We start from the raw sequence: 20,086 nt of genomic DNA on the forward strand, positions 1-20,086 counted from the left end.
CAATCCAGCGAAGTCGCCAGATTACCCCACACCTTTGTGTCAAGCTGTGCACTATCGAATACACATCCCCTTAGCCACCAATGCGCATTTCTAACAATGGGGCCACAATATTGCCTTCTCGACCTAATCGGGTGTGATATACCTGACGATAAGCAAACACATTTTTCACATAATCTCGGGTTTCTCGATAAGGGATCAGCTCAATCCATAACTCTGCGGGTATCGCTTCATCAGGTAGCCACTTTTTAATTCGATGATATCCGGCATTATACGAAGCCGTTGCGAGCATTTCATTACCCTGATTTTTCTTTTTTAAATACTCTAAGTAGTCTGTACCTAAGCGAATGTTAGTCGCAGGCTGTAACAAGTTTCGTTTTGAAACACGCTGCTTAGAAATATAACGGGCAGTGCTAGGTAACAACTGCATCAAGCCATATGCATTGGCATGAGAACGTGCATCAGGTGCAAATGAGCTCTCTCTGCGCGCAATTGCGATACTCCAAGCCATATCAACATGATTGCGTTTACTATAGCGGCTAAAGTACTTTTCAAAGGCAATCGGAAAACGTAACTCAACGTAATCCCATGCCTTAATTTGCGCTAAGGTATAGATGGTGCTGTCGTACCAATCTAGCTCGGCGGCAAGAATAGAAGCAGCCAGTTTTTCGGCCACACTCGACGTATTAGTCAAATAGTTCCATTCACGACGTGCCGAAGTGAAGCGACCTAATTCGTAAAGTGCCTTGGCACGTTTAAACCCCGGTGCTTGAGAGACTTTAGTCAATAAACTTGGCTGAACATCTAGCGACTTAGTATTTAAAGAGACATCCAACCCCAAGCGCCCTGCTGCCAAGAAGCCGTAATAATCTCGCTCACTCGCAATGCCTTGCCACAACCTATTGGCTCTATCTATCTCACCACGTTGTGCATAACTATAGGCAAGCCAATAGGTTTGCCCATGGCTTAGATTTGTCATTCCCGTGAATAATGCTGCAATACCTGACCAATCCTGCTCTTTGAGCATATTGCTCATCATCCATTGACGCAACTTAGCGTCTTGTTGCTCTGGCTTAACTTTATTTAACCAAAACCGAGCATCGGAATGACCTTTGGACGCCAAAGCTAACGCAAAACGATAGGCTACGCTGTCTTTTTGTTGCTCGGTGAAATCAAACATACCCTGCAGCTTATCCCAAGCCCGCAATGCGAGCTTTTGGTCTCGCCATATGAGTCTTCGCACCCCATACACCGCAATTTGCGCCTCTTTTTCATTGCGCTTTTTATAGCGATATAAACCAGCTGATGCACTGGGATCACGCCGAACGGTGGTATATAGATCGGCTAAATAAGCATCGCTTTTAGGTAATAGCGTTTTTAAATAACGCAGTAACGACACCTGTCCCCCTTGCGCAGCTTTGGTGATACGCGACCAGAGTCGGTCTGAGGTTAAATATCCAGCCTGCTGCCATTTATTAAAAATAGTGTTACACGCACTTGGTTGCGACTTACCTACCACCCACAAATCAGACACTTGCTCTAAGATAGCTTTTTTAGGCGCACCTAGCTCAAGTTGATATTGTAAATACGTACAATGTAATGCAGCATCGTTGGTATCTTGATAATAATCAATAAACAATGCTTTTTTGTCTCTGCGCTTTAGATATTTAAGCCAACTTTCACGAACAGGCCATTCTAATGGAGTACTTTCATATACCGTTAAAAAGTGCCCAATTTGCTGTTGATATTTAAGCTTGGGGTGACGTTCAAAAAACGCCATTTCAACATAGGGTTTTAGCGGGTGTTCTAGCTGATTGAGCACCTGAGTAAAGGCGTTATAATTACCCGACCAAGCTATTCTCTCCGCCTTTTTAAATGCGTCGTGGTCACTGTTTGCAAAAGAAAAGCAGCTTATCGCCGTCAAACCAGTTACAGCAACCTTTAAGAACCATGGCTTCATAATGACCTTCAAATCGTTAATTGTCTTAAAAACGTGCAAGGTAGGCGCGTCAAAGTGTGGCCATCCTTGCAACCCAACTTACCAAGCAAAACCCGCAAATACTGGCTAGGCTGTAAGTTTATAAAAAGAGACTTAGCCACCATATCACCAAAGCGTACACTTTTTAAGATATGGGTAAACGCTGAGTAAATTTTTCATTGCATTTTTCATTTAAAGCAGCCAAACTGGGTGAAATAGCAACTCATCGTACCAGTGTAACTACACGGGAGAACAAGCATGTTATACAAGAGCGAGTCCTTTGTTGTTGATTTTTGCAAAGGCAAAATCGCTGAATTTAAGTTTTGTATGCCAGGTTCGGTTAACAAACTATCTCAGCAAACCCTTCAAGAGTGTGCGCAAGCATTCCAAGCATTAAGCCAACGCGACGATATTGACGCAATGGTATTCACCAGTGATAAAGAGCACTTTATTATTGGTGCTGATATTTTTGAATTTCTTCCAACTTTCCAACGTCCAGAAGAAGAATTAGTTGGTTGGATAAAAAACGCAACCGATGTATTTGACGCGATTGAAGATCTTCCTTTTCCAACAGCATCTGCAATTCACGGCTTAGCACTAGGCGGTGGCTGCGAATGGCTACTCGCCTGCGACTACCGTTTAGCAAGCAACACAGCCAAAATTGGTTTACCTGAAGTTAAACTCGGTATTATGCCAGGCTTTGGTGGCACGGTACGCTTACCTCGCTTAATCGGCGCTGACAATGCGATGACGTGGATCACAACAGGCAAAGAGCACCGCGCTGAAGAAGCCCTAAAAGTTGGTGCAGTAGACGGTGTCGTTGCCCCAAGCAAGCTGTTAGATGGTGCAATCAGTATGCTAGAGCAAGCTGTTGCCGGTAAGCTTGATTGGCGTGCCAAGCGCCAAGTAAAGCTTAGCCCATTAAAAATGAATCGTGTTGAGCAAGGCATGAGCTTTGCGATGGCCGAAGGCATGGTTATGGGTAAAACCAAAGGCCACTATCCAGCGCCAGTTATGGCAGTAAAAACTATTCAAGCAGCTGCAAACGCTAACCGCACTGAAGCCATGGCAATTGAAAATGCCAATTTTGCAAAGCTTGCTAAAACCAAAGAAGCTGCTGCGCAAACGGGCATTTTCTTAGCTGATCAGTACATTAAAGGGGTTGCTAAAAAGCAAGCTAAAGCATCAACGCTTGAAATCAAACAAGCTGCGGTATTAGGTGCGGGCATCATGGGTGGCGGTATTGCATATCAATCTGCCTATAAAGGCACACCTATTGTGATGAAAGACATCAACCAAGCAGCACTTGATTTAGGTATGAATGAAGCTGCAACCATTTTAGGTAAAAAAGTACAGCGTGGTCATATGGCCATGGATAAAATGGTCGCAACCCTTGGTAAAATTAAACCAACCCTTGAAGAGCGTGACTTAGAGAACACGGATATTGTTGTTGAAGCCGTTGTTGAACATCCTAAGGTTAAACAAACCGTATTAGCAGCACTTGAAGCGCAGCTACCTGAAGGCACAATCTTAACCTCAAACACTTCAACAATTCGTATTGATGAACTTGCGTCAGCGTTGAAAAACCCTGAACACTTTTGTGGTATGCATTTTTTCAACCCGGTACCAAAAATGCCACTCGTTGAAATTATTCGTGGTGAAAAAACCTCTGAAGCAACCATTAATGCCGTTGTAGATTACGCATTGAAGCTGGGTAAATCACCGATTGTAGTAAACGACTGCCCAGGCTTTTTCGTTAACCGCGTATTGTTCCCTTACTTTGCAGGCTTTAGTCAATTAGTGGTTGAAGGTGCGGACTTTACTAAAGTTGATAAAGTCATGGAAAATATCTTTGGCTGGCCGATGGGCCCTGCATACCTACTTGATGTTGTAGGTATTGATACGGCTAACCATTGTACTGGTGTTATGGCTGATGGCTTCCCTGAACGTATGGCACGTCAAGAAAAAGACCCGGTTGCAATACTTGCAAACGCGGAGCGTTTCGGTCAGAAAAATAAACAAGGCTTCTACCAGTATGCGCCAGATAGAAAAGGTCGCTTGAAAAAATCAAAAGATGCTGCGTCAGTTGAACTACTTAGTTCTATTTGCGAATCAAGCAAAGAGTTTGATAAGCAAACGATCATCGAGCGTTGTATGGTCCCCATGCTCAATGAAGTGCTACTTTGTTTACAAGAAGACATCGTTGCATCTGCACAAGAAGCGGATATGGCACTCATTTATGGCATCGGATTCCCACCATTTAGAGGCGGCGCATTCAGATATCTCGACCAAATTGGCCTAGCTAACTTTGTCGCAATGGCTGATAAATATGCGCACCTTGGTGCGATTTATCAGGTTTCTGAGCAAACCCGAGCATGGGCAAACGAAGGTAAAGTGTTCTATTCAGTGGAGGGCCAGTAACATGTCAGCAATGCAACAAGCGGTAATCGTAGATTGTCTTCGTACCCCGATGGGTCGCTCTAAAAACGGTGTGTTTAAACATCGCCGTGCTGAAGATTTAAGTGCGCATTTAATGAAAGGTTTATTAGAGCGTAACCCAAGTGTTGACCCCGCTTCTATCGACGATATCTACTGGGGCTGTGTACAACAAACACTTGAACAAGGCTTTAACGTAGCACGAAATGCTGCACTATTAGCAGGTATTCCACACTCAGTGCCAGCTGTCACCGTAAACCGTTTATGTGGTTCTTCAATGCAAGCACTACATGATGCAGCACGCGCTATTATGACTGGTGCAGGCGATACTTATCTGATTGGTGGTGTTGAGCATATGGGACATGTACCTATGACTCACGGTGTTGACTTCCACCCAGGCCTTTCAACGTCAATAGCACAAGCTGCTGGAGTTATGGGCTTAACGGCAGAATACCTTGCAACCTTACATGGTATTAGCCGAGAGCAGCAAGATAACTTCGCTTACCGTTCACACCAGCGTGCTCATGCAGCAACCGTTGAAGGTCGTTTTGCTAAAGAAATCTTACCTATGGAAGGTCATGACGACAATGGCGTACCAGTGCTCGTAGAGCACGACGAAGTAATTCGCCCAGAAACCACCGTGGAAGGCTTAAGTCAGTTACGTCCTGTATTTAACCCAGCTTCAGGTACGGTAACAGCGGGCACTTCTTCCGCGCTATCTGATGGTGCTTCTGCCATGCTAGTAATGAGCGAAAGCAAAGCAAAAGAGCTTGGCCTACCAATTCGTGCACGTATTAAGTCAATGGCCGTTGCAGGTTGCGACCCATCGATTATGGGTTACGGTCCAGTGCCTGCGAGTAAAAAAGCATTACAGCAAGCGGGTATTAGCATTGATGATATCGATGTGGCAGAGCTTAACGAAGCATTTGCAGCACAATCTTTACCAGTACTTAAAGACTTAGGTTTACTTGAAGTAGCAGATAAAAAAGTAAACTTAAATGGTGGTGCGATTGCGTTGGGCCACCCATTAGGATGCTCAGGCTCACGTATTAGCACTTCTTTAATTCATATTATGGAAGAGAAAAACGCACGCTATGGTTTAGCAACAATGTGCATTGGTTTAGGCCAAGGTATTGCGACCGTATTTGAGCGCGTTGATAATTAACACCCCCTTGTAACCCAATTCAACTTGGTGACAAAGGTAAAGTGATTAGTCGCTTTACCTTTTTTCTTGTGTTTTTTTCAGCATCAGTTTATTTGTATCGCGACTGTGGTTAAAATAGCTAACTAATTTATCAATTAATGTGAAGTGACTAAGGTATGCCATTTTCTAATCCTGATCATACACTCGATGCACTTGGGCTACGCTGCCCAGAGCCTGTTATGATGATCCGTGGTATGGTCCGTAAGATGGATAAAGGAGAGACGCTACTCATTATTGCTGATGACCCATCGACTACGCGTGATATTCCGAGCTTCTGTGAGTTTATGGATCACACATTATTAGCTAAAGAAGTAGCACAAGCCCCTTTTCGATATGTATTGAAAAAAGGCCGTTGATTAGTAACTCATGTTAATTGTTACTGTCGGTGACTGACTATCTCTATAATCAAAAGTAATAGTGTACCAGCCTTTCTTATTTGGCATAAAAGTAAAGTAATTATAAAGAGTATTACAATCAGCCAGTTTAGCTTGGCCCAGCTTTAATGCCCCCTGTACTTTATATCCACAGTTATACCCTTGGCTCCATTGTTCATCAGCAATTTTAAATTCATATACCTTACCCGGTGTCATAAATTTAGCTTTTACCGTATAAATACCCGCACTCTGCTCCTTTAATATATAATGAGGTTCAAAGTCCCATAGTGTAAAGTCACCGCGTAAATACATAGCACGGTCAAGTGTACCCGCATTCATAACCTCACTGCCTGAGCCGCTTTGTACACTCACCTGACTTGAGCAAGCTGACAAACATAGTACTGACAACACAGCCATAACGTGCTTTTTCATAATCGCTACTCCAAAAATATCAACCCAGACTATATTTTAATTAGTGAATACTTGCTTACGCAATAAACCTTATTGGCCTGCCGTAAATCACTTATACCAAAGCCAGATTGAAATAAATAATACCAATTTCGATAGATAAATGGCTTAGTAGCTAAGCAAAAATTACGGTATGTAATTATTCTACTTGAGTAATTTTTAACGCAGTTAATAAGTCGCTTAGCTAAACAAAAAAGCCAGCATGATGCTGGCTTTATTACATCGAGTTTTAACTAGTTCTGTAATACAGAAATATCAGCAGTATTTAAAAACAAACTACTTAGTTGGCTCAGTAATGCTAAACGGTTTTGCTTCACCGCTTCGTCATCAGCCATTACCATTACATTGTCAAAGAAACTATCAACTGCATCTCGTAAACTAGCCAATCGTGTTAGTGCTTGCTGATAGTCACCTTTGGCATAGATTGGCGCTAATTCAGCGCTTAGCTGAGCAACCTGCTTCGCCAATACCTTTTCAGCCTCTTCGCTTAATAATGCTTGATTAACTTGTGAGTCATCAGATGTGACATTGTTCTTAGCAAGAATATTATTAACGCGTTTATTTGCTGCAGCTAAAGCATCTGCTTGTGGTAGCGAACGGAAGTGGCTTACCGCTTTAACGCGGCGGTCAAAATCTACAGGGGCTGTAGGACGACGCGCAAGTACCGCTTGAATCACATCAACGCTAATGCCTTCATCTTGATACCAAGCTCGAAAACGACCAAGCATGAACTCCAGCACATCATCAGCGACCTTGTCATTACTGATCTTATCAGCAAATAAACTTTGCGCTTTAGCAACAATATCATTGATATCCAATGCTAGCTCTTTTTCTACCATAATACGTAATGCACCGATAGCTGCACGACGTAATGCAAATGGGTCTTTATCACCTTTTGGTGCTTGATCAATACCAAAAATACCCACTAAGGAGTCAAACTTGTCAGCCAGTGCAACTGCATAGCTAATTGAGTTTGAAGGTAAATCATCACCAGCAAAACGCGGCATATACTGCTCATTTTGTGCCAACGCGACTTCTTCTGCTTCGCCATCAATACGGGCGTAGTGCATACCCATTACGCCTTGTACATCAGTGAACTCCATAACCATTTCAGTCATCAAGTCAGTTTTACTTAGCAAACCGGCGCGCTCAGCCAACACTTTATCTGCACCAACTTGCTCAGCAATGTAACCTGCCAATGCCGCAATACGCTCAGACTTGTCTTTGAGTGTACCCAGTTGCTTTTGGAACAATACCGACTCTAGCGATGCTAAACGACTTTCCAGCGTTTTCTTCTTATCTGTTTCAAAGAAGAACTGTGCATCAGCTAAACGAGGACGTACCACTTTTTCGTTACCAGAGATAACCACACTAGGGTCTTTACTTTCAATGTTAGAAACAAACAAAAACTTGTTGATCAAGTTGCCTTGTTCATCCAGTAATGGAAAGTATTTTTGGTCGTCTTTCATTGTGTAAATAAGCGCTTCATCTGGTACATCTAAAAACGCTTCTTCAAATGATGCAGTTAACGTCACGGGCCATTCAACCAACGACGTAACCTCTTCAAGTAAATCTTCATCCATGGCAACTTTTGAATTTACTTTGGCCGCTGCGGCTTCAATTTGTTCTCTAATAAGTTGCTTACGTACTTCGTAATCAGCAATAACATAGGCACCTTTTAGCACCTCAAACACTTCATCAGCATGCGCTACAGTAACACGCTCAGGATGATGAAAGCGATGACCTTGCAGTTGGTTGCTTATCTGTTTACCTAAAACTTCACCTAAAATCTGTAAGCTGCCAAGTAATGCCGCAACGGTGTGAACTGGGCGAATAAATTGTGTTTTATTTGCCCCCCAGCGCATTGGTTTAGGGATTGGTAATTTCGCAAGCGCCTTATTGATCACATCAGCAAGGAGTTCGCTTGCTTGTTGGCCTTTTACCGTAGCGCGATGCATTAACCATGCACCTTTATCTGTTTCTAACGTTTGCGCCTGTGATACATCTATACCACAGCCACGCGCCCAACCCTGTGCCGCTTTAGTCGGATTACCATCGGCATCAAATGCTGCTTTTGTTGCAGGGCCTCTTTTTTCAACAACTTTATCTTGTTGCTGTGTTTCAAGCCCCTTTACGGTTACACCTAAGCGACGCGGCGAGGCATACCAGCTAATTGCTTGGTAGCTTAATTCAAGGCCCGTTAATTCACTCGCCATATTATCGGCAAATGCCTCAGCAAGTTTTCGTAAGGCTTTTGGTGGTAACTCTTCAGTACCAATTTCTACTAATAGATTTTCAGTCAACATGCTTAATCCTTACAAAGCGGGAAACCAAGGGCTTCACGAGCATCATAATATGCCTGTGCACAGGCTTTTGATAATGCACGTACACGCAAAATATAGCGCTGGCGTTCAGTTACTGAGATGGCATGTCGCGCATCTAGTAAATTAAAGGCATGTGACGCCTTCATCACTTGCTCATAAGCAGGTAAAGGTAAACTGGCTTCTATAAGCTTTTGGCTTTCTTTTTCGCATTGGTCAAACTGCAAAAATAATGCATCAACATCAGCGTGCTCGAAGTTGTAAGTCGATTGCTCTACTTCGTTTTGATGGAACACGTCACCATATGTCACCCGTCCCATAGGACCATCCGTCCATATTAAGTCATATATACTATCTACACCTTGTATATACATGGCCAGACGCTCTAGGCCGTATGTGATCTCTCCGGTTACTGGCGCGCATTCAATGCCACCAACCTGCTGAAAGTAGGTAAACTGCGTTACCTCCATTCCATTAAGCCACACTTCCCAACCTAAGCCCCACGCCCCCAATGTTGGCGACTCCCAGTTATCTTCAACAAAACGCACCTCATGGGTTAGGGTATCAATACCCATAGCTGCCAAAGACCCAAGGTAAAGCTCTTGAATATTCTCTGGTGATGGCTTAAGTACCACTTGGAACTGATAGTACTGCTGCAAGCGGTTCGGGTTTTCGCCGTAGCGGCCATCTGTAGGGCGACGACATGGTTGAACATACGCACTCGACATTGGCTCTGGACCAATTGACTTTAAGAATGTCAAAGGGTGAAATGTCCCTGCTCCAACTTCCATATCTAAAGGCTGTGCAATTACACAACCTTGCTGTGCCCAATAATCCTGTAAAGCCAGGATCAACCCTTGAAAGGTTTTTACGTCATATTTTTGCATAGTTGGCTTAATTATAATTAGGATCTTATTACCCTTGAACCAAGCGGTATGCAAATACGCGCCAGCAAGGAATAATGATTGAAAATTACGCTCAGTATACCGCGAGCAGTGTCACGTTTTAAGCGTTAAAGTGCAAAAAAGCCATTTAATACACCTCTTTTACACTGTTTTTTATTGATTAGAACGTAGGAAACTTTAAGCCTTCATTGTTCAAATCAACTAATGGATTTAACTCACTCACTTTATACGTGATTTTTTTGTGCTGAAAATAAAAAAGCAGCGAATCGCTGCTTTTTTTAATATTAATAATCTGCTTTATACATCTAGATTCACAACACGTAATGCATTGGTTTCAATAAATTCACGACGCGGTTCAACTTGGTCACCCATAAGCGTTGCAAATAGTTGGTCAGTAGCAATCGCATCTTCAATAGTAACTTTTAGCATTCTTCGTGCTGATGGGTCCATGGTAGTTTCCCAAAGCTGGCTTGGGTTCATCTCACCCAGTCCTTTATAACGTTGTGTATACAAGCCACGTTTTGATTCACCAATCAACCATTCAAGTGCATCTACAAAGTTATCAACTGGATATGTTTTTTCTCCACGCTGGATATAGCCACCCTCAGTAAACAAATTACTGATATTCTTACCTGTATGCGCAATACGAACATAATCTTTAGAGGTAAGAAAGTTATAATCTAATGTATAAGCCTTATCGACACCGTGCTGACGGATTTTCACCACCGGGTAATACATACGACGCTCATCATCAAAGCTAACATCTGAGCTAAAAATAGTGGCATCTTCATCGCAATCAACTAAGTCATTAATCAATGCATCTGTCCATGCTTTTACTTTTTCTTGATCAGATAAATCAGATTCAGTGAGCTCAGCTTGATAAATTAAACGATTCGTCACTGAAGCTGGATATTTACGATTAAGTCGCTCAATAATTTTAACGGTATTTTGATAGTCATTAACGATTTCAGCTAAAGCATCCCCTTCAACCGCAGCAGCCCCTTCACTTGGGTACAGAGCAGCATTATTCAATGCTAAAGCGGTAAGGTAAACAGTCAATGCGGCATCATCTTTAATGTATTGCTCTTGCTTACCTTTTTTCACTTTATACAATGGTGGCTGAGCAATATAAACATAACCACGCTCGATGATTTCAGGCATTTGGCGATAGAAGAAAGTCAATAGCAAAGTACGAATGTGAGAGCCATCGACGTCCGCATCGGTCATAATAATGATACGATGATAGCGTAGTTTTTCTGGGTTATATTCATCACGACCAATACCACAACCAAGCGCAGTAATAAGCGTAGCAACTTCTTGTGATGATAACATTTTATCGAAACGTGCTTTCTCAACGTTTAAAATTTTACCTTTGAGCGGTAAGATAGCTTGGTTTTTACGATTACGACCCTGCTTAGCAGAACCGCCAGCAGAGTCACCCTCCACTATATATAGTTCAGATTGAGCAGGATCTCGCTCTTGGCAATCAGCCAATTTACCCGGTAAACCGGCTAAATCCATTGCGCCTTTGCGGCGAGTCATTTCACGTGCTTTACGAGCAGCTTCTCGCGCACGTGCTGCATCAATTATTTTACCGACAACCGTTTTAGCATCCGCAGGGTGCTCAAGTAAATACTCAGTAAGCTTCTCAGCCATTGCTTGTTCAACGGCCGATTTAACTTCACTTGAAACCAATTTATCTTTGGTTTGTGAAGAGAATTTCGGGTCAGGTACTTTAACACTAACAACAGCGGTCAAACCTTCACGAGCATCATCACCTGTAGCATTACTGGTTGTTTTTGCTTTTTTATTAAACCCTTCTTTTTCCATATAAGTGTTCAATGTACGCGTTAGCGCAGCACGGAAGCCTGCTAAGTGCGTACCACCGTCACGTTGAGGAATATTATTTGTGAAGCAGTAAATATTTTCTTGGAAGCCATCATTCCACTGCATTGACACTTCAACACTGATGCCATCTTCACGTTCCGTAGTAAAGTGGAAAACACTTTGATGTACTGGTGTTTTTTTGCGGTTCAAGTATTCTACGAATGCTTGAATACCACCTTCATATTTAAAGTGATCTTGCTTATTCTCTTCGCGTTCATCATTTAAAATGATGCTCACACCCGAGTTCAAAAACGATAGTTCTCGTAATCGCTTAGCTAGAATATCGTAATGGAAGTTCAAATCTGTGAATGTTTCACCACTTGGCCAAAAACGAAGTTCAGTACCCGTAGTATCTGATTCACCAATGGCTGCCAATGGCGCATCCGGCACACCCATAGAATATTTTTGTTGATGCACTTTGCCTTCACGGCGAATTGTTAATTGTAGTTTTTCAGAAAGTGCATTTACAACCGATACACCTACACCGTGTAGACCACCTGATACTTTATATGAGTTGTCATCAAACTTACCACCCGCGTGTAAAACAGTCATGATAACTTCTGCAGCAGAGACACCTTCTTCTTCATGAATTGAAGTAGGAATACCTCGCCCATTATCGCGTACAGAAACAGAACCATCGGTATGAATTGTGACAAAGATATCGTCACAGTGGCCAGCTAATGCTTCATCGATTGAGTTATCAACAACTTCGAATACCATATGATGTAGACCAGTCCCATCATCGGTATCCCCTATATACATTCCTGGACGCTTTCTAACTGCATCCAATCCTTTCAGTACTTTAATACTGGACGAATCGTAATTTTCAGACATGGTTTCTTCCAATTATTTTGTTATTAAGCTGCCATGTTTCACGTGGAACATACTACATGCTCTTTGCATCGGTTCCACAACAGCAGAAATACTTTCAGCGGTGATGGCTGTAATGAACAGTTGTGACTGACATTGTGCCAATAAAGCAGAAACACTCTGCATCGTTTCTTCACCTAACTCTGAAGGTAAGTCATCAATAAGCAGTATTGACTGCTTATCTGTCTGTGATGCTATCAAATTATTTTGAGTCACTTTAAGTGCATACAAAAGTAATTTAAGCTGACCACGAGACAAAATATTTTCCACACCATGACCTTTACTATAAAAACTAAAGTCAGCTTTATGAGGTCCTCGACTTGTATAGCCAAGCTTGGTGTCGCGTTCAAATTGTTGCTTGAGTTGTGATGCAAGACAATCTTTCCACCCAGCATCATAACGTAATTCTAACTCAGAAAATATGGGTATTTGACGTACTATTTTATCAAAAAATAGCGCCTCAAACCTACTTATATACGCTTTTCTGTAGTTATTTATTTGTTCAGCAAGGCTAACGAACTCCTTGTCCCAATATTGAACCTGCTCAGCATAATTTACAGGCCTAGATTTAAGAAGAGCGTTACGTTGCTTAAGTATTTTATTAAAGTTTCGCCATGTATTAAAAAAAGCATGTTCCACGTGGAACACTCCTAAATCTAAAAACTTGCGTCGCTCCTTTGGCCCACCAAAAAATAATTCGTAGCTCTCTGGTGTAATTACTTGAACAGGAATGAGTTGCGCTAATTCAGACATTTTCCTACTGGATTGCCCTTGGATCTTAAGCCTTGTTTCGCCGCTATTATTTTTACTAATACCAACAGGTATAGACAAGTTATGTATTTGTTTTTTAGCATGAACAACACAGTGTACTTGTTCGTGGCGGATCAGGATTTTATGCTTATTAGTACGAAAAGATTTACCATGAGATAGAAAGTAGATGGCCTCAAGTAATGACGTTTTACCACTGCCATTTGCCCCATAAATAATATTTATGTCGGGGTTGGGTTCAAAAGCCAGCGTCTCGATGTTACGAAAATCACCGAGACTTAAATGCGTTAAGCTCATATTACAAACGCATTGGCATTACAACATAAGTTGCCTCTTCGTCACCAACACCTTCAATTAAGGCACTGCTGTTTGAATCAAGCAAAGTAAATTGTACATCTTCAGTTTTCAATGTATTCAACACATCGAGCACATAAGAGACGTTAAAACCAATTTCTAAATCATCTCCTTGATAACCTACTTCAACGACTTCTTCAGCCTGCTCTTGCTCAGGATTATTAGCGCTGATCTTTAAAAAGCCACTAGACAAGTTTAACCGCACGCCTCTGAACTTTTCATTCGATAAAATTGAAACACGTTGAAATGCACTGCGTAACCATTCACGATTTGCATGCACTAACTTATCTCCACCTCGCGGTAGTACTCGGCGATAATCAGGAAAGCGACCATCAACTAATTTACTGGTAAAAGTAAACTCAGCATCAATCAAGCGAACATGATTGGCCCCAAATTGAATCATCACGCTTTCATTATCTGCTGGCAACAAGCGCATAATCTCTTGCACGCCTTTTCTTGGAATGATTAATTGACGCTGTGTATTTACAGAGGCACTCAACGTTTTTTGCGCAATAGCTAAACGGTGGCCATCAGTTGCAACTGTTTTTATTTCACTATTATCAACTTCAAATGACATGCCATTGAGGTAATAACGCACATCTTGATTCGCCATCGAAAAATGCGTACTTTCTAATAACTTTCTAAGTTCTAAACGAGAACACTGAAATTCAACTTCACCATCCCATTGTTCCAGATTAGGAAAGTCTTCAGCGGCCAAAGTTGTGAGTGAAAAGCGACTCTTGCCACTGGTTAACAGTAATTGATGCTCTTGGCTTTCAAGCTTAAGCTCACTACCATCTGGTAAGCTCTTACAAATATCGAGTAACTTTTTTGCAGGCAAAGTAATTTTAGCATCATTGCACGGTTGCTCTAAGTTAATAGTTGCAACCAACTCAATTTCTAAGTCAGTACCTGTCATTGCCAAGGTGCCGTCTTTTATCTCTAACAACACATTAGATAAAATAGGAAGCGTGTGCTTGCGCTCTATTGCGCCAGACACTTGGATGAGCGGTTTTAAAAACTGCTCTCTTGAAATGGTAATTTGCATAACTTAAACAGCCCTTAGGATGACAATGTTCTGATAAGGTTTTGATAATCTTCTTTTACTTCGTGAGACTCATCACGAAGTGATTTTACTTTACGGCAAGCATGTAAGACTGTGGTGTGGTCTCTGCCGCCAAACGCATCGCCTATCTCTGGCAAACTATGGTTAGTCAGTTCTTTTGATAATGCCATTGCAACCTGACGAGGCCTTGCAACAGAGCGGCTACGCCGCTTAGATAATAAGTCAGAAACTCGAATACGATAATATTCTGCAACGGTACGTTGAATATTATCAATCGTAACCAGCTTATCTTGTAATGCCAATAAATCACGTAGCGCCTCTTTAACAAAATCAATTGAAATTGGCCGACCAGTAAAATTTGCATTGGCGATAACTCGATTGAGCGCCCCTTCAAGTTCCCGGACATTAGAACGCAATTTTTTAGCAATAAAAAATGCCACTTCATGTGGTAAATTAATATTACTCTGCTGCGCCTTTTTCATTAATATGGCAACACGCGTCTCAAGCTCTGGTGGCTCAATCGCAATAGTTAGCCCCCAACCAAAACGTGATTTTAATCTGTCTTCAACACCTTCTATCTCTTTTGGATAACGGTCCGAAGTTAAAATAATTTGTTGATTCCCCTCTAACAAAGCATTAAAGGTATGAAAAAACTCTTCTTGAGAGCGTTCTTTATTAGCAAAGAATTGAATGTCATCAATCATCAATGCATCCACGCTACGGTAATAGCGCTTGAACTCTTCAATAGCATTATTTTGTAATGCCTTTACCATGTCTTGCACAAAGCGCTCTGAATGCATATAAACAATCTTTGCATCAGGTTTTTTATCTAAAATACCGTTGCCGACCGCATGCAACAGATGGGTTTTACCCAAACCCGTGCCACCATATATAAAAACAGGGTTAAATGCTGAGCCGGGGTTATCAGCAACTTGTGTTGCAGCCGCTTTTGCAAGTTGGTTAGATTTACCCTCAACAAAACTATCAAATGTGTAATTTTCTTTGATATTCGGTTTATAAGCTGATTTTGGCGCTGGCTCTACCTTTTCAGGTGCTCGCTGCGTAGGGGCATGACCTGCATTAGCATGATGTACTGCAGTTTGCACTTGTGCAGGCTTATCACTAGATACTGCTTGCCCTAAAATAGGCTTACTACCCACATCAAAGCGCAACTCAGGCGCTTCGTTACCGCAAATTTCTATCAGTAACTCGTTAATACGATTAAGATACTTCTCACGGACCCAGTCTAATACAAAACGATTAGGCGCATAAATCGTTAAGGTATCTTCGGTACTTTCTGCCTGTAGTGGTCTAACCCACATACTAAATTGCTGTGATGGTAATTCATCTTGCAATACATATAAACAACTTTGCCAAACCGACAGATACACTCTGAACTCCAAAAGCAGTTAATATTCCCGGACACCTTAAAGGCATCAATATAATCAGGAATTACCGTTTATTATCATAAAATTATTCGTGGAAGCCGAGTATTATGAAGTGATCTTATCCACAACATCAACATTGACTTTTTTAAAAATGAGGATCTTGTTGATAAAAAAATACAAGTTATTGTTTTTATATTAATTTTATTTTAGATCCAAGAAGTAGATCATAGCAAAAATCCATCAAGATCTCACCTGTAATTTACGATCTATTTTAGTTTTCCATAGCTTTGTGCCATATTTCACCCAAGGCCTGTGGAAAACTTCAATTAGATCAGATCGATCACGATCTGTTAGGTGAGTTGCAAGATCTTGCTATATAATAGTGGCAACCCTAACTAACAGGCTTATTTGTACGCTCAGAGTAAAAAACCACCAGCGCGTAAGATTATGATTGACTTTAGGGCCTGTCGGCATTACTATCTCGCGCTCGTAATGGCACCTGTGCCAGGATCGCGACCTGCATAGGATGTTTTAAACTTAACCGATCGGACGGAAATGTTATGAAAAGAACTTTTCAACCTAGCGTTCTTAAACGCAAACGTGCTCACGGCTTTCGTGCTCGCATGGCAACTGTAAATGGCCGTAAAGTACTAGCACGTCGTCGTGCTAAAGGCCGCAAAGTACTTTCTGCTTAATATAAGTGGAAAGCTTTAGCTTTGGCAGGGAGTTACGTCTGTTAACTCCCTCGCATTACTCTCGAATATTTCAAGAACCTGCTCGCGCAGCAACTCCTTTTTTTACTTTACTTGCAAAACCTAATGATGTTGGACGTGCTCGTCTAGGCTTAACTGTGGCTAAAAAACGCTGTAAACTCGCCTGTCAACGTAATCGCATTAAACGACTTGCTCGCGAAAGTTTTCGTTTAAGCCAACACCAACTTGATAACATTGATATCGTTTTAATGGTTAAAAGTGGTATTGCCGAACAAAGTAATGAAGAGTTAACTAAGCAACTTGATAAACTGTGGCGAAAAATCAATGAGCGTTGCAAACCTGGTGCACCAAAACCTAAACCGTTCAAAAAGCGTCCAGCTAACAATGCCAAAGCAAATAAATCGCCTGCAAATAAACAGCAAAAGCGCGATAATCCCCCCAGTTCATAGCTTTAAAACGGTATTTAAGGTATCTTTAGCTCACCTTTTGAACATAGTTAATGTGGCAATGACAAATAAAGTGTTTCAGTGTTGGTATACACAATTAATTGCGTTACCAAAAACTGCCTTAGTTTTTATCATTAAGGTTTATCAACGCTTTATTAGCCCTATGTTGGGCCCACACTGTCGATTTAACCCAACCTGCTCTAGTTATGCAATTGAGGCAATTAATTGTCACGGATTGCGAAAAGGGTGTTGGTTAGCGGTTAAACGCATATTAAAATGTCACCCTTTAAGCGCAGGTGGGAATGATCCCGTGCCTGATAAATCAACCCAAGTTAAACACCAACACGAGAAATAAGAGCTGTTATGGAATCACAACGCACGTTTTTATTTATCGGTTTATTGCTTGTGTCGTATTTGTTGTTTCAAGAATGGAACAATACTTACAACCAACCAATAATCGATACCAGTGCCACCACGCAAGTGACCACCCCTTCATCAACCCCTGTATCAGATGACGTTCCGGCTTCATCAAGCCAAGGAGATGTGCCTGTTGCAGCAACAAAGGCCATTCGTTCAACCGTATCAGTGATCACAGATGTGTTTGAAGTAAAAATTGATACCAAGGGCGGTGATATTGTTGAGGCGAAACTTCTCCAGCATGCCGAGACCCACGGCAGCGAGGAGCCTTACTTATTACTGGGCGAATTTAAAAACAAACAATACATTTCACAAAGTGGTTTGATTGGCCTAAATGGACCTGATGCTTCTCGTGATGGTCGTCCTGTTTATCAAAGTGCACAAACGGCTTATACATTAAATGGTGACGAGCTGCGCGTACCTCTAACTTTTGTTGATAGCAAAGGGGTTAGCTTTACCAAAACGTATGTATTTAAAGCTGGCAAATACGATGTTGCGCTAGAGTATGATATAAACAATACCTCAGCTGACCCTATTCAAGTACAGCTTTATACCCAAGTAAAGCGCACCATTGAAAATAAAGGCAGTATGGTAGATCAAACTTATTTAGGTGCCGCTTATGGTACATCGGAAGAGCCGTATGAAAAATACAGCTTTGATGATATGAGCGATGCGAAGCTCAATAAAAGCACCCAAGGTGGCTACATAGCCTTTATCCAGCACTATTTTGTAAGTGCTTGGGTGCCAAATCAAACAACTAATAACACCATTTATACCTTATTGCGTAATGGCCAAGGTATTGTTGGTATTAAAAACGAACCGACGAATATCGCAGCAGGTAGTAACAGCATACTCACTGCTACTTATTATATGGGACCAAAAGACAGTGATGCACTAGAAGCTATCCATACTGATTTAGATTTAACGGTCGACTATGGTTGGTTATTCTTTATTTCACAGCCTTTGTTTGTGTTGCTTAAACTAATCTATGGTGTTGTCGGTAACTGGGGTGTGGCCATTATTGCAATCACCATTTTAGTTAAATCTGCTTTATACCCACTTACCAAAGCGCAATACACCTCCATGGCTAAAATGCGTATGCTACAACCTAAGATGCAAGCATTAAAAGAGCGCTATGGTGATGACCGCCAGAAGTTTGGTCAAGCAACTATGGAGCTATACCGCAAAGAAAAAGTAAACCCTATGGGTGGCTGTTTGCCTCTATTACTACAAATGCCAATTTTCTTGGCCTTATTCTATGTATTCTTAGAATCAACCGAATTACGCCATGCAGAGTTTATGCTGTGGTTAACTGACTTATCTGCAAAAGACCCATACTATGTGCTGCCATTATTATTTGGTGCCAGTATGTTCCTAACGCAAAAGCTGCAACCTATGACGGTCACAGATCCTATGCAGCAAAAGATGATGACATATATGCCATTGGTGTTTACCTTCTTCTTTATTATCTTCCCATTCCCATCAGGTTTAGTGTTGTATTGGTTAGTATCTAACTTAATCACTATCGCACAAATGCTGATTATCTACCGTGGTATGGAGAAAAAAGGCTTAAAAGTAAGATAACCTTTTAGCACTTTTTATGAACGCCCGCTTTGCGGGCGTTTTTATTTCTCTGACCTCTACTAACTCATCTTCTGTCAAAAACACTCTTCCTTTAAAAATTATATATATCAATAATTTGATGTTTTTTTATCTCGATTTTATACCCTTTTGATGGTGCCACTGCGGACTTTTTTGAATACTCGCCATTCCTAATTTTTATTTCTAAGTTAAGTATGTTTGACGAATATAACGGCTTTTTATTAGCACAATTACAATCTATGGATCATAGCTGGTGGCTACTAGTCGGTGCTTTTTTTGCAGGCCTGTTAGCCAGCCTATCACCTTGTGTTTACCCCTTAATTCCAATCACTGTAGCTTCACTTGCACCAAAAGGTCACAGCCAAGCAAAGCATATACGCAACGCCGCTTATTATTGTCTTGGCTTTGCACTGTTATACGCATCATTAGGGTTACTCGCAGCGTTAACTGGTCAGCTATTTGGACAGGTTGCCAGTAATCCGTGGCTGCAAATTGGCTTTGCAAATTTACTCTTATATATGGCACTTGTCATCAAAGGCTGGGCACGATTGCCTTCATTGCCTTTTGAGCATTCTAACCACCAGCATCATACTTTTTTAATGGGCGCTGTCAGTGGCTTGGTTGCAGCCCCATGTACATCTCCAGTATTAGCAGCGCTTCTACTCTTTGCAGCCGAACAACAACAAGCTTGGCTAGGTGCAGGGTTATTATTTTCTTTCGCCTTGGGTATGAGCGCTTTGCTGTTCGCTATTGGCGTATCGAGTCACCTACTTAAGCGTTTACCAAAATCAGGTAAATGGCTCACCTTAGCCCCTAATTTATTCACCATAATGCTGGTGCTGGTGGCACAGTTTTACCTCATTAAGGCCGGACAAAGTATTTACTTTTAACT

At 41.6% G+C, this 20,086-nt stretch carries 16 protein-coding genes; 8 read left to right on the forward strand and 8 right to left on the reverse strand.

Going from position 1 to position 20,086, the window contains the following annotated elements; all coding sequences use genetic code 11:
* Positions 1-70 precede the first annotated feature (70 nt).
* Positions 71-1,957 carry a transglycosylase SLT domain-containing protein gene (locus SANK73390_RS11035; RefSeq protein ID WP_462766075.1) on the reverse strand — a complete coding sequence of 629 codons (1,887 nt, stop codon included), beginning with the start codon at positions 1,955-1,957 and terminating at the stop codon, positions 71-73.
* A 276-nt stretch (positions 1,958-2,233) separates the two neighbouring features.
* On the opposite strand from SANK73390_RS11035, the gene fadB reads away from it, so the two are divergent.
* The 3 genes from fadB (at position 2,234) to tusA (ending at position 5,971) form a co-directional block, all read left to right on the forward strand.
* On the forward strand, positions 2,234-4,396 hold the full coding sequence (gene fadB / locus SANK73390_RS11040) for a fatty acid oxidation complex subunit alpha FadB (protein WP_462766076.1): 2,163 nt from the start codon (positions 2,234-2,236) through the stop codon (positions 4,394-4,396).
* Between the two features lie 10 nt (positions 4,397-4,406).
* Complete coding sequence (gene fadA, locus SANK73390_RS11045; protein ID WP_462766121.1) at positions 4,407-5,576, forward strand: acetyl-CoA C-acyltransferase FadA; 1,170 nt, start codon at positions 4,407-4,409, stop codon at positions 5,574-5,576.
* Between the two features lie 155 nt (positions 5,577-5,731).
* Positions 5,732-5,971, forward strand: coding sequence for a sulfurtransferase TusA (gene tusA / locus SANK73390_RS11050; RefSeq protein WP_462766077.1), 240 nt, complete (start codon positions 5,732-5,734; stop codon positions 5,969-5,971).
* Here the strand turns inward: tusA and SANK73390_RS11055 are convergent, their stop codons facing one another.
* From SANK73390_RS11055 to dnaA, 7 genes are all read right to left on the reverse strand, one after another.
* Positions 5,972-6,421, reverse strand: coding sequence for an early set domain-containing protein (locus tag SANK73390_RS11055; RefSeq protein ID WP_462766078.1), 450 nt, complete (start codon positions 6,419-6,421; stop codon positions 5,972-5,974).
* Between the two features lie 269 nt (positions 6,422-6,690).
* Positions 6,691-8,763: a glycine--tRNA ligase subunit beta gene (gene glyS / locus SANK73390_RS11060; RefSeq protein WP_462766079.1), complete on the reverse strand. Its 2,073-nt coding sequence runs from the start codon at positions 8,761-8,763 to the stop codon at positions 6,691-6,693.
* 2 nt (positions 8,764-8,765) lie between these two features.
* Complete coding sequence (glyQ, locus tag SANK73390_RS11065; protein ID WP_462766080.1) at positions 8,766-9,665, reverse strand: glycine--tRNA ligase subunit alpha; 900 nt, start codon at positions 9,663-9,665, stop codon at positions 8,766-8,768.
* A gap of 315 nt (positions 9,666-9,980) precedes the next feature.
* On the reverse strand, positions 9,981-12,404 hold the full coding sequence (gene gyrB, locus SANK73390_RS11070) for a DNA topoisomerase (ATP-hydrolyzing) subunit B (RefSeq protein WP_462766081.1): 2,424 nt from the start codon (positions 12,402-12,404) through the stop codon (positions 9,981-9,983).
* A gap of 12 nt (positions 12,405-12,416) precedes the next feature.
* Positions 12,417-13,505 carry a DNA replication/repair protein RecF gene (gene recF / locus SANK73390_RS11075; protein ID WP_462766082.1) on the reverse strand — a complete coding sequence of 363 codons (1,089 nt, stop codon included), beginning with the start codon at positions 13,503-13,505 and terminating at the stop codon, positions 12,417-12,419.
* Between the two features lies 1 nt (position 13,506).
* Positions 13,507-14,610 (reverse strand): DNA polymerase III subunit beta, encoded by a 1,104-nt coding sequence (gene dnaN, locus SANK73390_RS11080; protein ID WP_462766083.1) that lies wholly within the window; start codon positions 14,608-14,610, stop codon positions 13,507-13,509.
* Positions 14,611-14,624: 14 nt separating this feature from the next.
* Positions 14,625-16,019, reverse strand: coding sequence for a chromosomal replication initiator protein DnaA (gene dnaA / locus SANK73390_RS11085; protein WP_462766084.1), 1,395 nt, complete (start codon positions 16,017-16,019; stop codon positions 14,625-14,627).
* 557 nt (positions 16,020-16,576) lie between these two features.
* On the opposite strand from dnaA, the gene rpmH reads away from it, so the two are divergent.
* The 5 genes from rpmH to SANK73390_RS11110 all read left to right on the forward strand — a co-directional run bounded on the left by rpmH (position 16,577) and on the right by SANK73390_RS11110 (position 20,084).
* Positions 16,577-16,711, forward strand: coding sequence for a 50S ribosomal protein L34 (rpmH, locus tag SANK73390_RS11090; RefSeq protein WP_004335215.1), 135 nt, complete (start codon positions 16,577-16,579; stop codon positions 16,709-16,711).
* Positions 16,712-16,716: 5 nt separating this feature from the next.
* Positions 16,717-17,178 carry a ribonuclease P protein component gene (gene rnpA / locus SANK73390_RS11095; RefSeq protein WP_462766085.1) on the forward strand — a complete coding sequence of 154 codons (462 nt, stop codon included), beginning with the start codon at positions 16,717-16,719 and terminating at the stop codon, positions 17,176-17,178.
* Positions 17,179-17,236: 58 nt separating this feature from the next.
* Entirely contained in the window at positions 17,237-17,530 is a 294-nt protein-coding gene (gene yidD / locus SANK73390_RS11100; RefSeq protein ID WP_462766086.1) for a membrane protein insertion efficiency factor YidD, read from the forward strand.
* Positions 17,531-17,538: 8 nt separating this feature from the next.
* Positions 17,539-19,176, forward strand: a complete 1,638-nt coding sequence (gene yidC, locus SANK73390_RS11105) for a membrane protein insertase YidC (protein ID WP_462766087.1) — start codon at positions 17,539-17,541, stop codon at positions 19,174-19,176.
* A gap of 212 nt (positions 19,177-19,388) precedes the next feature.
* A complete protein-coding gene (locus tag SANK73390_RS11110; RefSeq protein ID WP_462766088.1) occupies positions 19,389-20,084 on the forward strand; it encodes a cytochrome c biogenesis protein CcdA in 696 nt (231 codons plus the stop codon).
* Positions 20,085-20,086: the final 2 nt, after the last annotated feature.

The organism is Pseudoalteromonas sp. SANK 73390 (assembly GCF_054966645.1).